The following is a 13,197-nucleotide window of genomic DNA, read 5'->3' on the forward strand; positions in this document are numbered from 1 at the left end:
CGAGAGCGGTTGAAACGGGATAATGCGATGACACTGGCGGCTGCGGCGCAATCCGCGACATGGACTTTCGTCGATGGTGATTGGCACGAGGGCAATGTCGCCATTCTGGGACCGCGCAGCCACGCCATGTGGCTTGGCACCAGCGTGTTCGACGGTGGCCGCTGGTTCGAAGGCGTCGCGCCCGACCTCGAGCTCCATGCCGCCAGGGTGAATTCCTCGGCGATTGCGCTCGGCCTCAAGCCGTCGATGACCGCCGACAAGATCGTCGGGCTCACCTGGGACGGGTTGAAGAAATTCGACGGCAAGACGGCGGTCTACATCAGGCCGATGTACTGGGCCGAGCACGGCGGCTACATGGGCGTGCCGGCCGACCCTGCCTCGACCCGGTTTTGCCTTTGCCTTTATGAATCGCCGATGATCCCGCCGACCGGTTTTTCGGTGACCGTGTCGCCGTTCCGCCGCCCGACCATCGAAACCATGCCGACCAACGCCAAGGCCGGCTGCCTCTACCCCAACAACGGCCGTGCCATTCTCGAAGCCAAGATGCGCGGTTTTGACAATGCACTGGTGCTCGACATGCTGGGCAACGTCGCCGAGACCGGAACCTCGAACATCTTCCTGGTCAAGGACAGCCATGTGCTGACCCCGATGCCGAACGGCACCTTCCTGTCCGGCATCACCCGCTCGCGCACCATGACGCTGCTTGGCGAGTATGGCTTCAAGACCACCGAAAAGACGCTGTCGGTACGGGATTTCCTCGAAGCGGACGAAATCTTTTCGACCGGAAACCATTCCAAGGTGGTGCCGATCACCCGTATCGAGGATCGCAACCTGCAACCCGGGCCGGTGGCCAAGAAGGCACGCGAGCTCTATTGGGATTGGGCGCATTCGACGTCAGCTGGCTGACGCGTCCGGCCTGGCCTTTTGTCGCGGCGCGGTTCGTTGCCGGAAAACCGTGTGACAGTTTTCCGCAACCCGCTTAGAAAGGGAACCGGCGCTTCATTCCGGAGTTGTTCCAGCTCAATCCAGACCTATCTTAGTCCGGTATCGACACCGGATTTTTCCACGAGGGAGTACTACCCATGGCTTTTGAATTGCCCGCCCTGCCTTACGACTACGAGGCCCTGCAGCCTTACATGTCGAAAGAGACGCTGGAGTATCATCACGACAAGCACCACAAGGCCTATGTCGACAACGGCAACAAGCTCGCCGCCGAAGCCGGCATGGGCGATCTGTCGGTCGAAGAGGTGGTCAAGCAGTCGTTCGGCAAGAATGCCGGTCTCTTCAACAATGCCGCCCAGCATTACAACCACATCCATTTCTGGAAGTGGATGAAGAAGGGCGGCGGCGGCAACAAGCTTCCCGGCGCTTTGCAGAAGGCGGTCGACAGCGATCTCGGCGGCTACGACAAGTTCAAGGCCGACTTCATCGCCGCGGGCACGACGCAGTTCGGTTCCGGCTGGGCCTGGGTTTCGGTCAAGGATGGCAAGCTGGCGATCTCGAAGACGCCGAATGGTGAGAACCCGCTCGTCCATGGCGCGTCGCCGATCCTCGGCGTCGATGTCTGGGAACACTCCTATTACATCGACTATCGCAACGCCCGCCCGAAATATCTCGAAGCGTTCGTCGACAGCCTGATCAACTGGGATCACGTGCTCGAATTGTACGAAAAGGCGAAGTGATCGATCGTCAGAAAGCCCCGGCAACCCGGGGCTTTTCTTTTTCTGCGTCGTGATCCCGTAGCAGAGGTTCGGCAAAATCATCCCGGGGGAAGGGAATATTCCCCCGGTCGCATCCGTTAGCGCTCTGTCCCGAAATGCCTTCACCCATGGAGCCAATTGAATGAGAAAGCTTGCCCTCGCCATCTCTATGCTCGCTCTCGTCGGTTCGGCGGCCTTTGCTGACCCGATCCTGGATCGGCAGGCTCTGATGAAGGAACGTGGAAAGATTGCCGGCGGATTGTCGAAAGTGGTCAACGGCCAGGAGCCTTTCGAAGCAGCAGCGGTGCTGACAGCGTTGCAGGCGCTGCAGGCGAATGCCGAAAAGTTGGATATTGACACTCTTTTCCCGGTCGGCAGCGACGCTGGCGACACCACGGCTGCACCCAAGATCTGGGAAGACATGGCCGGCTTCAAGACGGTTCACGCCAAGTATCTCGCTGACGTCAAGGCTGCGGTCGCAGCCGCGCCAGCGGATGTCGACGCCTTGAAGGCGCAGTTCAACACGATCGGCTCCGATTGCGGCACTTGCCATCAGACCTACAGAATCAAAAAGAGCTGATCGCGGGCAAATGCCCTGGCTGAAAAAACTCGTCGGCGCCCTCGTCGTTCTGGGCGGCGTCGGCGCGGTTGCCGGGTGGTTCCTGTCGGCGCCGGTGAGGCTCGACAGTGAGACCCTGGCCAAGCTTGGCCCTGGCGACGCGGCCAGGGGCAAGCGTATTTTCTATGCCGGCGGCTGCACCTCCTGCCATGCAAAGCCGGGGTCGCAGGACGTTGCGCGGCTTCAACTGGTGGGCGGCCTCGAGCTCAAGACGCCATTCGGCACCTTCGTTCCGCCCAATATTTCGCAAGACCCCAAGGACGGCATCGGCGCCTGGTCGGTCGCGGACCTCGCCAATGCCATGCTGAAGGGGGTGTCGCCTTCGGGCGAACACTTCTATCCGGCATTTCCCTATGCGTCCTACGCGCGCATGAAACCGGCCGACATTGCCGATCTCTATGCCTTCCTGAAGACGCTGCCGGCCGTCGCCGGCAAGGCGCCGGGCAATTCGCTGGCATTCCCATTCAACATTCGTCGCGGCATCGGCCTGTGGAAGCGGCTCTATCTCAGCGATCAGCCGGTCGTTTCACTCCCCGAAGGCACGCCCGACCGGGTGGTGGCCGGCCGCTATCTGGTCGAAGGGCCGGGTCACTGCGGCGAATGCCACACGCCGCGCGACTTTGCGGGCGGTACGAAGAGGAACGAGTGGCTGGCGGGCGCTGTGGCCGCCGAAGGCAGCGGTATCGTGTCGAACATCACCTCGGGCGAGGGCGGCATCGGCAACTGGTCTGACGCCGACATCGCCAACTATCTCGAAACCGGCTTTACGCCGGAGTTCGATTCCGCGAGCGGTGCCATGGTCGATGTACAAAAGAACATGGCCGAACTGACGTCGGATGACCGTGCGGCGATCGCCGCCTACCTGAAGGCGATACCGCCGCATCCAAACGGCTATCCCGCGCGCAAGAAGACGGCGAACTGACGCGTGGCGCTCAAAAGCGCGCAGCGGTTTCGAAACAACGACATGCACCAAACAAGGACCAAAGCGCGGCGTTTGAATCTCTTCAAACACCAAGCGCTTCAATTGTCGGATGGCAGGTGGCGGTCGCCCAGAAAATCGAAGCCCGTCTCGAAGAAATGGTTGTAGTTGCAGGTCAGTTCCTCGCCGGCCGCGATGTCGCGCAGCGCAAAGCTCTTCTCGGGCGAGGACACGTCGCAATTCGGCTCGTCGGCATGGTTCATGTAGCGCGCGTCGTCGGCTTCGAAGACGATGTAGTTCGGGTCGCGGCGGTCGGGATAGGAATAGCGGTCGAGATAACTCTTCACCGCTCCGGTCTCGCGCTCATAGGTCTCGACCTCGATGAGCCGGTCGAACCTCGGATCCAGCTTCCAGATCAGCGTGCCACGGGGAATGGGGCTCTTGGCAAAGACACCGATGCCCTGGATGGGCGATTTGTCGAGATAGACGTCGACGAGCAACATGGCAGACCCTTGTGAGATGGGTGATTGGAAGTTGTGAAAAAGCCGCGCACTGGGTAGCGCGCGACCATCGCAATTGCGAGCGGAAAATCGGCTGGCAATTGCATGTCACCCAAAAGTGCGCGCCGGGTTCCGCAGCGCGAAAGCGCCGCGTGAACTCTTCAAATGCAAAGTGCCTACCGGCTCGCGCCAAGACCGGCCTTTCCCATCACCTTGAGCGCGAAGGAATAGGTGTAGGCGATCTCCTCCAGCCGTGAAAACCGGCCGGAGGCGCCGGCATGGCCGGAATCCATGTTGATCTTGAACAGCACCGGATTGTTGCCGCTCTTGCGGTCGCGCAGCCGCGCCACCCATTTGGCCGGCTCCCAATAGGTGACGCGCGGATCGGTGAGACCGGCGAGCGCCAGGATCGGCGGATAGTCGAGCGCGGCGACATTGTCGTAGGGCGAATAGGCGGCGATGGTTCGGTAATCGTCGGCGGACGCGATCGGGTTACCCCATTCCGGCCATTCCGGCGGCGTCAGTGGCAAGGTTGCATCGAGCATTGTGGTCAGCACATCGACGAAGGGCACCTCGGCGACGATGCCGCCGAAACGGTCCGGCGCCATGTTGGCGATGGCGCCCATCAGCATGCCGCCGGCCGATCCGCCTTGCGCGACGATGCGATCATGGGTCGTGTAGCGCTCGACGACCAGATGGTGAGCCGTGGCGATGAAATCGGTGAACGTGTTCATCTTGTGCGCCCGCTTGCCGTCATCGTACCAGCCATAACCCTTGTCCTTGCCGCCGCGGACATGGGCAATGGCAAAGACAAAGCCGCGGTCGACCAGGGAGAACCAGTTGGTGTTGAATGCCGCCGGCACGGTGATGCCGTAGGAGCCGTAGCCGTAGAGCAGGCAAGGCGCCGACCCATCCAGCGGCGTATCGCGATGGTGCAGAAGCGAGATCGGCACCAGTTCGCCATCGGCGGCGGGCGCCATCAGCCGCCTCGTCACATAGTGGTCCGGGTCATGGCCGGACGGCACTTCCTGGGTCTTGAGCAGCACCCGCTCGCGGGTGCGCATGTTGTAGTCGAACACCTGGGCCGGCGTCGTCATCGACGAATAGGAAAAGCGCATGACCTCGGTGTCGTACTCATAGGAACCCGACAGGCCGAGCGAGAAAGCCTCCTCGTCGAGCGACAGGAGATGCTCCTCGCCGCTGGTGCGGTCGCGTACGACGATGCGCGGCAGGCCCTCCTTGCGTTCCAGGCGGACCATGTGGCCCTTGAAGCCGATCACCGACAGGATCAGCCGGCCGGGTTCATGCGGCACCAGTTCCTGCCAGTTGGCGCGCACCGGATCGCTGGCCGGCGCCGTCATGATCTTGAAATCCTTGGCGCCGTCGGCATTGGTCAGGATGAAGAAGATGTCGCCGCCTTCTTCCATGTCGTATTGAAGGCCAATCTCGCGTGGAAAGACCAGCTTGGGTTCGGCAAACGGCTCGCTGGCGCGCAACAGGCGGTATTCCGACGTCTCATGATCGTTGATGCCAATCATGATCCATTCGTTGGAACGGGTGCCGCCGACATCCATGAAGAAGCCGGGATCGGTTTCCTCATAGATCAGCCGGTCGCTTTCCGGGGTCTGCCCCAGTGCATGGAACAGCACCTTGCACGGTCGGTGGTTCGGATCGAGCCGGGTGTAGAAGAAGCCGTCATCGCCGGCGTTCCAGACGCCTGAACCGCCGGTGTCGGGAATCTGGTCGGCGAGCTCCTTGCCATCGGCAAGGTCGCGCACGCGAAGCGTGTAGAATTCCGAGCCCTTGTCGTCGAATGCCCACAGGAGCTTGCCATGGTCGGCCGAATGATCGACGCCGCCAAGACGGAAATAGGCCTTGCCCGCCGCCTCCGCGTCGCCGTCGAGCAGGATCTGCTCGGCGCCGCCTTCACGCGGCGTGCGGAAGTAACGCGGCTGTTCGCCGCCGAGCTTGAAGGACGAGCCATAGGCATGGGGTCCATCCTTCATCGGTACGGAAGAATCGTCTTCCTTGATACGGCCCTTCATCTCCTTGAACAGCTGCTTTTGCAGGTCGACCGTGTCGGCCATCAGCCTCGACTGGTAGGCGTTCTCGGCATCGAGCTGGGCGCGAATCCCGGCGTCGAGCAATGACGGGTCACGGAACATCTCCTGCCAGTTGTCGGCTCGCAGCCAGGCATAGTCGTCGGTTCGCGTGATGCCGTGATGCGTGTCGGTAACCGGCCGTTTCTCGGGCGTTGGCGGGTTGACGATCGGAAATGCGGAAGTCTTGGTCATTGCGTCTCGCTTTGCCAGTATCTTGAACGGGCCAGTATCTTGGATGGGCCAGTATCTTGGATGGGCCAGTATCTTGAATGGGGAAGTATCTTGAATGGGGAAGTATCTTGATTGTGAATGAACACGCCGATCAGGGCGGGTTCAAGAGCCGCGGTGTATGGGTCGTGTCGGCTCCGGGAGATGAGCCTGGAGGAGAGATGATGACTATTCGGTCTCGGATTGCCGCGGTTTTCGCTGTTGCTTCGCTAACTCTGGCTTTTACCGGCCAGTCTCATGCGACCGTATTCGCGGCTTGGCAAGTGGCCAATGTGCTGTCCGGCGATGCGCTCAATGTGCGCAAATACCCTTCGGGCACATCCCAGAAACAGGCAGCATATCCGAACGGCACCGTTCTGCGGACGACCGGACGATTCACCGGCGGGACAAACCTGCTCGACATCGCCAATCAGCCGGCGTGGAAGCAGCGACAGACGGTGCTATCGCTGGTTGATCCCGAGCCGGTCGGATGACAGGCACGTCGCCTGGTTGCTTGCGCGGGATATTCGGCAACCTGTGGTTTTGTGGACAGATGTGAACAACCAAGCTTGCCCTTTCGACAGGCAAGCAAAATCAAGCATTGAAACCCGCTTAGTGAGTTATCGCGAATGTAACGGCGAGCTGACGTTGCGTCAGCGGTTGCTGGTTGGCGAGCGGAATATCGAAAAATTATACAACGCACGAAAGATTGAAGCTGATCCGGGAATAATTGATCAACACTGTCCAATATAGGGCAACGAGCGAATTGACTTACTTGGTTCGGAGGCTCATTGGTGTGCGCGCGTCACGAATCGCGGAAGCTCTATCTGCATGAAATTCGTGCAATGCCCTGCCAGTAAAAAAGGGGCGCACACCGACGTAACTCTTGTTGGGGCCTGATGACCATGGATATTGTCGAAACACCTTCCAGAAACAGCGATGCGCTGATCGAATTGACCGCCGATGTGGTGGCTGCCTATGTCAGCAACAATCCCGTACCGGTCGGCGAACTGCCGAACCTCATATCCGATGTCCATGCCGCGCTCGGGCGTGTGGGCGGAACCGCCGAACTGCCGCCTGCCGACAAGCAAAAGCCGGCGGTCAACCCGAAGCGCTCGGTTCATGACGACTACATCGTTTGCCTCGAAGACGGCAAGAAGTTCAAGTCGCTGAAGCGCCATCTGATGACCCACTATGACCTGACGCCCGATCAGTATCGCGAAAAGTGGAACCTCGACCCGGCCTATCCGATGGTTGCTCCCAATTACGCCGCTGCCCGGTCCCAGCTGGCCAAGAAGATGGGTCTCGGCCGCAAGCGCAAGGCGCGGTAATCGCCGCTTGCCAGGTCGCATCGACATCAACGGCGCCTTCGGGCGCCGTTTTGATTTTGCGGATGGTAAGACGCTGATCGATTGGAGCAATTCCAGGAAAAGTGTGAAACGGTTTTCCGTCCGGAATTGCGTCAAAACAGCGAAATAGAGCGGTTCTGCGTGAAACGATGAACCGCTGACCTGTCAGGCGGTCTGCTTGAGCGCCGCCTCGGCATCGCGCTTGATGCGCTTGACCATGGAGCGAAGGCCGTTGGCGCGCTGCGGCGACAGATGTTCGTCGAGACCGAGCTCTTTCAATGTTGCGTCCGCATCGGTCTTCTGGATCTCGCTGGCCGTCCTCCCGGAAAACAGCGCCAGCATGATCGCGACCAGCCCACGCACGATGTGAGCGTCCGAATCGCCTGTGAAGGTGATGACCGGGTCGGCCCCAGGTCCGCGTTCGGTGGTCAGCCAGACTTGGCTGACGCAACCCGGCACCTTGTTGGCGGCGTTGCGATCGTCGTCCGGAAACGGCGGCAGCGCCTCACCGAGTTCGATGACGTAACGATAGCGGTCTTCCCATTCCTCAAGGAACGAAAAATCGTCGCGGATCGTCTGGATCGTGGTCGTCATGGCTCGGATATAATCACGCGGCAGCGCCGCGTCACGGAAAAAACAAGGACACCACGGGCGTCGAGAGGGCAGACAGCCCGCGGTGCGCCGTCGGACGGCTTAATTCTGAACGGGCAGGTTGACTGTCTCGGGCAAGACGATTTCCCCCGGCACGCTGCCGGTCATCGTCGAAGTATCGGGGCCTGCGGCGGATTTGTCGTCCAGCATCGCCGCCGCGATCTTGGCGGTCTCCTTGGCGCGGGCGGTGATGGTGTGCATCGCCGACTTGCCGGTTTCGCAAACCTCGGGTTTGCGTTCGCAAATGCCGGCGATGTCGCCAACCGCCTCGCGTGCCGCAAACAGGGCCTGGATCGGCCCGACGCTCTCGCGGCCCGATTCGTCGGGGCCGACAGTCAGCGGCAGCGCCAGCAGCACTAGCGAAAACCAGAAAGCCATTCTTATCAGGAAAATCATTCCCTTGCCCTCGTCGTGACCGGATCATGCATCCATATGGCATGACCTCTTTTGTAGGCAGCATGTTGGCACACAGGCGCAAAGGACGGCTTGCAGGCAAACCGAGAATTTTCCTCAAATTTTAGGCAAATTCGAAACGAACGATTGTGCAATCGATTTGTTTCAAATCCGAGCGGGTTTTCTTAACCCTGGATAACCATCTATCTTTCTGCTTTTCCTGTATTTTTCCTGAAAACCGGGAGTCCGGGTGCCGTACGCATCCACCCGATGGGCGCCGTCGCCGGATAACCCTCCGTTTACTATGGCGGCATTTGCCCGGGCATTCGGCTGCCGGCATCCCGATATTTGCCGCAGGCCGGGGCCTTGGTCGGCGCTGCCTTATCCATTCCTTAAACGCTGGATGCGAGTTTCAAAGCCAACCAGAACAATCTGCAAAGCAGAGCTGTCCACGACGAGTACGGGTGCGTTGAGTTGAGTTCGATCAAGGCCAGATACGTTGAATTGCCTGGCGCGATGGCCGCTGGTTGCGAACGCATGGTTCATCCGTCCATCCTTGGGCGGAGCGATCGCGAGCGCCAGCGTCGCTTCATCGGCGTCATGCTGGCTGCTCCCTTCTTTGCCGCCGGTGCCGCGGTCACGCTGGTCACTTCGGGCATGGGCGTCGCGGTCACCATGGCCGCCATCTTCGCGGCCTTTGGCCTGTGCTGGTTCGTTGCCTTGCTGGTGGCGGCGACCGGCAAGATGGCAGTGGCGGGTCAGGTCGCCCTGGCGATGGCGGGAGTTGCTCTCGGCAGTCTCATCGCCGCCGCCGGCGGGCTGAGTTCGCCGGTCGCCATGCTTGTCGTGGCGCTGCCGTTCGAAGCCTGGTGGATCGGCGCCTCGCGGCGTGCGGCAGTTTGGGGAGTCGTGTCGGCTGCTGTCGCCATCCTGGCTCAACCTCTGGCCGGAACCATGCTCCCGTTCGAAGGCGCGCAGATCGCCGCGTGGCACTGGCTGGTGCCGTTGGCCTGGGCGCTCACGCTGATCCCGCGCAGCTCGGCGTTTCGCAACACGACCAGTGCGGCTGATGTCGTCGACACAGCCGACCGGCTCGAAGACATCATCGATGCGGTGGTCTTGCGCGTCGCCCGCCATGGCGAGGTTCTGGACGCTTCGGCAAAGGCGCGCACGCTTTTGAAATTGCCGCCCGAACTGCTCTCCGGAAGCGGCCTCTTCGATCGCGTCCATCTGTCGGATCGCGTCTCTTATCTCAGCGCGTTGGCCGACATGCGCGATGGCGCGCTGGCGCGCCGGCTCGAATTGCGCATCAGGCTGCCTCAGAATGGCAGTGGCCTTGCGGCGGACAACTATCGGCCGTTCTCGCTCGATCTGGTGCGGGGTGAGGAACAGGGCGACGTCTTCACGCTTGTCCTGCGCGAGAATGACGAAATTGCCCGGCTGCGCGAAAATTTCGCGGCGGCCAATGAGGCGGCCGCGTCCGCCGAGGTGGCCAAGGGACGCTTCCTGGCAGTGGTCAGCCACGAACTGCGCACGCCGTTGAATGCCATCATCGGCTTCTCGGATATGCTGCTGCACGAGATGTTCGGCGCTTTCAAGGATCCGCGCCAGAAGGAATATGTCGGCCTGGTAAGGGATTCGGGCCAGCATCTGCTTGCCGTCGTGACCTCGATACTCGACGTGTCCAGGATCGAATCAGGCGTCTATGCGACCGAGCCGGAGCCATTCCGGTTCTCGGAAGCCGTCGACATGTGCCAGTCCATGATGCAGCTGCAGGCGCAGGCGAAGACCATCGATCTGCGGGCGCAGATCGCGCCGGACGCTGGCGACATCAATGCCGACCGGCGTGCCGTGCAGCAGATGCTCATCAACCTGGTCTCCAATGCGATCAAGTTCACACCCGATGGTGGCGATGTCGTCGTCGGCGCCAAGCGGATCGGCTCGCGCCTGCATTTCTGGGTCAGGGACACCGGCATCGGCATCGCCGAGGAGGATTTTGCCAATCTCGGCAAGCCCTTCATGCAGATTCAGAACGATTATACCCGCCGTTTCGAGGGGACGGGTCTCGGGCTCTCGCTGGTCAAGGGCCTGGTGGCGCTGCACGAAGGCACGATGTCCATCGAAAGCATGCCGGGCGAAGGCACCACGGTGACCATCAGCCTGCCGGTGAACGGGCCGAAGGGCCATCAGGCGGAAAAGGCTGGAGTGCTGACGATGCCGATGGCCATGGCGAAAGGGGACAGAAATGGCTCGCTCCGCAAAACAGCCTAAGGCGGTCAAGCGCCGCGGCAACACCTTTCAGGATGGCGCCGTCGCCGTCGGCGGCATGATCTCGCGCAATCCTGTGCTGGTGGGCGGGTCGACGGCATTCCTGGTGACGCTGTTCTACGTTTCCGCCAATGCCTTGTGGTATCAGCCTTTCCCGCATGCCGGCGCTTTCTTCGCGACCCGCAGCATGCAAGGCTTTCCGCGCACGGCATCCGACGAACCGGAGACGACGTTCAACATCGTGAGGCCATCCGGCGCGCCGGCACCGATCAAGGGCGACCCTGTGGTCGAGCAGGTGCAAGGCATACTGAAGGATCTCGATTTCTATCCTGGAACGGTCGACGGCATTTCCGGACCCAACACGCGCAAGGCCATCCAAGCTTACCAGCAGAAGGTCGGGCTCAATGCGTCGGGCGAGATCGACGCTGTTCTTCTGGATCAACTGGGTGCGACGCCGAAAACGGCGGCCGCGATACCAAAACCGCAACCGCGCCCGGATATGCCGGCCGCCGTTCCAGTGTCCTTGCAGACGAATTCCGGGCAGACCAATTCTGGGCAGGCGAATGCCGCACAGGTGAATGCCGCGCCACAAGCACCCGATGCCCGCATCGTCAAGATCCAGGCCGGGCTCAAGGCATTCGGCAATGACGGCATGCAACTGGACGGTGTCGTCGGCGCGCGCACCAAGGCAGCGATCAAGGAATTCCAGTCGCTGTTCGGCCTGCCGCAGACCGGCGAACCCGACGAGATCACCTACGTCAAGATGCGTGAGATCGGCCTCACCAACTGACGGCCGAAACGACGGCTCGCCGCGCGGCGGAAATATCGATAGATAGCCCGCATGCCTAAAGCGCGTCGCACCCGCAACGGATTCATGCGACGCGCTTTAGGCTTTGTTTTCGTGCATGTCGTTGTCCCAAAACCAGGGCCACTTTTGGGCAACATGCATTAGCGGAGTTCTCCCATGCGCGTCACATCGGATCTGTGGGTCTCGGCCCTGTTGCGCCGGGTTTTCGGCGCTGGCGGATTTGCCGCCGTGGTCAAGCGCGGCGCAACCGAAGCGGGCGCTGTCTTCGTGCTGGCGCGAGGCAGGTCGGGAGACATTGCCCTGTTCGGACCGGCGCCGCAGACGAGCTACGATTCGGCGAAGCCCGATGAGCGCTTCTTCAGCCTTCTCGGCGCCGGTGACGATGCCGCCGTGCTCGATGCGCGGCTGGAAAGGGAAAAGAAATTCGATCCCGACATCTGGGTGGTCGAGATCGAGGCCGGCACTGTGCCCGTCGAAGAGCTTATTTCCGTAAAGACGCCCTGAGGCCGGACGAGGCCGCAGCATCGTCGCTGTTCGATGCAGTGCGGGTATCGCTGTTTGCCGGTGCGGCGTCGCGAACCACCCTTGACAGGGTCTCGGCTTTCCAGAGCCGCACCTTGTCTTGCGCCACATCGCGATGCAGCAGGCGGTAGCGGTCGAGGAAGGTGCGGATGGCCTGCGGATGCGGGAATTGTGTAGGATAGACCGCAACCGTGATCAGGAATGCCCGGTCCTCGCTGAGGTCGAGCGAGCGCAGCGCGGCAAGCAGGGACGCATAATTCTGGTTGGCGGTAAGCGATCGTGCGATCGAGAAATCGATATCGAGCGCATCGGCGAGCGCGGTCTGGAAAAACGCGGCGTTACCGGTCAGCGCAGTCTCGCGCAATTTGACATAAGTGTCCGCGCCTGAGAAAGGATCGGCGTTCGGTCCGGCTGCCTGTTCACCGGTGCGCATCATCGAGCGCAGCCTGCGCCGTGCATTTTCGGCGGCGATGCCGGTCGCCCGTTCTCTCGTGAGCTCTTCAGAGGCGGCTTGCGTGCTCACCGGTGCAGCCTTGTCCGCTGCCGCCGCCGCGGCTTTGTCCGCCGGCGCCACACTCACATCCGGCTCCCGCACCCGCACCAGAGTCGGCCTTTCCAGCGCCCTGATCAGATCGGCGATGGTCGGGTTCAAATCCTTGCGGCGCGCAATGGCGCGTGCATGCGGCAGGCCATGCCGCCCGATCAGCGCGATGAGATCGATGTCGCTGACCGCGCGGGAGCGGATAAGCAGCGGCGCGGCAATGTCGACCGGCTCCTCGCAGAGCCGGCGCACCAACCCGGCGGGGGCATATTCGCATTCGGAAAGGGCGGCTGCCACGTAACGGCGCGATTCGACGGACACATCGCCGAACAGCGGCAGCGTCAGGTCTTCGAGCTGGCCGATCTCGCGGCGTGACGGGCGGGTGAGCGAGCAGAACGCCGACACCGCGGCGCGGAACAGCCTTTCGGCCTTTCCCGAGTCCGTCCGTATCGCGATTTGCCTGAAGTCCGAAGATGACACGAAGGATACGCCCGTACACTCGACACAAACTTGATCACGCGCCACCGGGACTGTGTCGGTTTCGCGTTGGCCTCGGGTCAGGATGTCCCGACCTCTAGACAAAGATCAAGTTAGCGACGATCCGTTAGCGCTCCGTTA

At 61.4% G+C, this 13,197-nt stretch carries 14 protein-coding genes; 9 read left to right on the top strand and 5 right to left on the bottom strand.

The annotated features are described in order from the left end of the window. Positions 1-27 precede the first annotated feature (27 nt). From BPNPMPFG_RS32265 to BPNPMPFG_RS32280, 4 genes are all read left to right on the top strand, one after another. Positions 28-906 (top strand): branched-chain amino acid aminotransferase, encoded by an 879-nt coding sequence (locus BPNPMPFG_RS32265; RefSeq protein ID WP_258592575.1) that lies wholly within the window; start codon positions 28-30, stop codon positions 904-906. A gap of 176 nt (positions 907-1,082) precedes the next feature. Then, the gene (locus BPNPMPFG_RS32270) at positions 1,083-1,682 is read left to right on the top strand and encodes a superoxide dismutase (RefSeq protein ID WP_027053553.1); all 600 of its coding nucleotides are present in this window, start codon (positions 1,083-1,085) and stop codon (positions 1,680-1,682) included. A 160-nt stretch (positions 1,683-1,842) separates the two neighbouring features. Further along, positions 1,843-2,280 (top strand): c-type cytochrome, encoded by a 438-nt coding sequence (locus tag BPNPMPFG_RS32275; protein WP_258592576.1) that lies wholly within the window; start codon positions 1,843-1,845, stop codon positions 2,278-2,280. Positions 2,281-2,290: 10 nt separating this feature from the next. Next, positions 2,291-3,241, top strand: coding sequence for a cytochrome c (locus tag BPNPMPFG_RS32280; RefSeq protein WP_258592577.1), 951 nt, complete (start codon positions 2,291-2,293; stop codon positions 3,239-3,241). A 98-nt stretch (positions 3,242-3,339) separates the two neighbouring features. Here BPNPMPFG_RS32280 and BPNPMPFG_RS32285 read toward each other — a convergent pair whose 3' ends face one another. Together BPNPMPFG_RS32285 and BPNPMPFG_RS32290 are read right to left on the bottom strand one after the other, a co-directional pair. Then, positions 3,340-3,741: an SET domain-containing protein gene (locus BPNPMPFG_RS32285; RefSeq protein WP_258592578.1), complete on the bottom strand. Its 402-nt coding sequence runs from the start codon at positions 3,739-3,741 to the stop codon at positions 3,340-3,342. Between the two features lie 173 nt (positions 3,742-3,914). Continuing rightward, the gene (locus tag BPNPMPFG_RS32290; protein ID WP_258592579.1) at positions 3,915-6,032 is read right to left on the bottom strand and encodes a S9 family peptidase; all 2,118 of its coding nucleotides are present in this window, start codon (positions 6,030-6,032) and stop codon (positions 3,915-3,917) included. Between the two features lie 113 nt (positions 6,033-6,145). Between BPNPMPFG_RS32290 and BPNPMPFG_RS32295 the strand changes: the two genes are divergently transcribed. Both BPNPMPFG_RS32295 and BPNPMPFG_RS32300 read left to right on the top strand, forming a co-directional pair. After that, entirely contained in the window at positions 6,146-6,541 is a 396-nt protein-coding gene (locus BPNPMPFG_RS32295) for an SH3 domain-containing protein (protein WP_258597014.1), read from the top strand. Positions 6,542-6,952: 411 nt separating this feature from the next. Next, the gene (locus BPNPMPFG_RS32300) at positions 6,953-7,378 is read left to right on the top strand and encodes a Ros/MucR family transcriptional regulator (RefSeq protein ID WP_258592580.1); all 426 of its coding nucleotides are present in this window, start codon (positions 6,953-6,955) and stop codon (positions 7,376-7,378) included. A 183-nt stretch (positions 7,379-7,561) separates the two neighbouring features. Here the strand turns inward: BPNPMPFG_RS32300 and BPNPMPFG_RS32305 are convergent, their stop codons facing one another. Beyond that, on the bottom strand, positions 7,562-7,990 hold the full coding sequence (locus BPNPMPFG_RS32305; RefSeq protein ID WP_258592581.1) for a SufE family protein: 429 nt from the start codon (positions 7,988-7,990) through the stop codon (positions 7,562-7,564). A gap of 99 nt (positions 7,991-8,089) precedes the next feature. Next, entirely contained in the window at positions 8,090-8,443 is a 354-nt protein-coding gene (locus BPNPMPFG_RS32310) for a DUF5330 domain-containing protein (RefSeq protein ID WP_258592582.1), read from the bottom strand. A 534-nt stretch (positions 8,444-8,977) separates the two neighbouring features. Between BPNPMPFG_RS32310 and BPNPMPFG_RS32315 the strand changes: the two genes are divergently transcribed. The 3 genes from BPNPMPFG_RS32315 (at position 8,978) to BPNPMPFG_RS32325 (ending at position 12,020) form a co-directional block, all read left to right on the top strand. Further along, the gene (locus BPNPMPFG_RS32315) at positions 8,978-10,711 is read left to right on the top strand and encodes an ATP-binding protein (protein ID WP_258592583.1); all 1,734 of its coding nucleotides are present in this window, start codon (positions 8,978-8,980) and stop codon (positions 10,709-10,711) included. Further along, entirely contained in the window at positions 10,686-11,498 is an 813-nt protein-coding gene (locus tag BPNPMPFG_RS32320) for a peptidoglycan-binding domain-containing protein (RefSeq protein WP_258592584.1), read from the top strand. The genes BPNPMPFG_RS32315 and BPNPMPFG_RS32320 overlap by 26 nt, the downstream gene beginning before the upstream one ends. 174 nt (positions 11,499-11,672) lie before the next feature. Next, positions 11,673-12,020: a DUF1491 family protein gene (locus BPNPMPFG_RS32325; protein WP_258592585.1), complete on the top strand. Its 348-nt coding sequence runs from the start codon at positions 11,673-11,675 to the stop codon at positions 12,018-12,020. Here BPNPMPFG_RS32325 and BPNPMPFG_RS32330 read toward each other — a convergent pair. Further along, the gene (locus tag BPNPMPFG_RS32330; RefSeq protein ID WP_258592586.1) at positions 11,998-13,059 is read right to left on the bottom strand and encodes a hypothetical protein; all 1,062 of its coding nucleotides are present in this window, start codon (positions 13,057-13,059) and stop codon (positions 11,998-12,000) included. The two genes, BPNPMPFG_RS32325 and BPNPMPFG_RS32330, sit on opposite strands and share 23 nt — an antisense overlap. Between the last annotated feature and the right edge of the window lie 138 nt (positions 13,060-13,197).

This window comes from Mesorhizobium sp. AR07 (genome assembly GCF_024746815.1).
Taxonomy (GTDB): Bacteria; Pseudomonadota; Alphaproteobacteria; order Rhizobiales; family Rhizobiaceae; genus Mesorhizobium.

Excerpts from the sequence above, each read along its gene's own strand:
- BPNPMPFG_RS32265 (WP_258592575.1), top strand. The coding sequence starts at position 28 with ATGACACTGGCGGCTGCGGCGCAATCCGCGACATGGACTTTCGTCGAT.
- BPNPMPFG_RS32270 (WP_027053553.1), top strand. The coding sequence starts at position 1,083 with ATGGCTTTTGAATTGCCCGCCCTGCCTTACGACTACGAGGCCCTGCAG.
- BPNPMPFG_RS32275 (WP_258592576.1), top strand. The coding sequence starts at position 1,843 with ATGAGAAAGCTTGCCCTCGCCATCTCTATGCTCGCTCTCGTCGGTTCG.
- BPNPMPFG_RS32280 (WP_258592577.1), top strand. The coding sequence starts at position 2,291 with ATGCCCTGGCTGAAAAAACTCGTCGGCGCCCTCGTCGTTCTGGGCGGC.
- BPNPMPFG_RS32285 (WP_258592578.1), bottom strand. The coding sequence starts at position 3,741 with ATGTTGCTCGTCGACGTCTATCTCGACAAATCGCCCATCCAGGGCATC.
- BPNPMPFG_RS32290 (WP_258592579.1), bottom strand. The coding sequence starts at position 6,032 with ATGACCAAGACTTCCGCATTTCCGATCGTCAACCCGCCAACGCCCGAG.
- BPNPMPFG_RS32300 (WP_258592580.1), top strand. The coding sequence starts at position 6,953 with ATGGATATTGTCGAAACACCTTCCAGAAACAGCGATGCGCTGATCGAA.
- BPNPMPFG_RS32305 (WP_258592581.1), bottom strand. The coding sequence starts at position 7,990 with ATGACGACCACGATCCAGACGATCCGCGACGATTTTTCGTTCCTTGAG.
- BPNPMPFG_RS32310 (WP_258592582.1), bottom strand. The coding sequence starts at position 8,443 with ATGATTTTCCTGATAAGAATGGCTTTCTGGTTTTCGCTAGTGCTGCTG.
- BPNPMPFG_RS32315 (WP_258592583.1), top strand. The coding sequence starts at position 8,978 with ATGGTTCATCCGTCCATCCTTGGGCGGAGCGATCGCGAGCGCCAGCGT.
- BPNPMPFG_RS32320 (WP_258592584.1), top strand. The coding sequence starts at position 10,686 with ATGGCTCGCTCCGCAAAACAGCCTAAGGCGGTCAAGCGCCGCGGCAAC.
- BPNPMPFG_RS32325 (WP_258592585.1), top strand. The coding sequence starts at position 11,673 with ATGCGCGTCACATCGGATCTGTGGGTCTCGGCCCTGTTGCGCCGGGTT.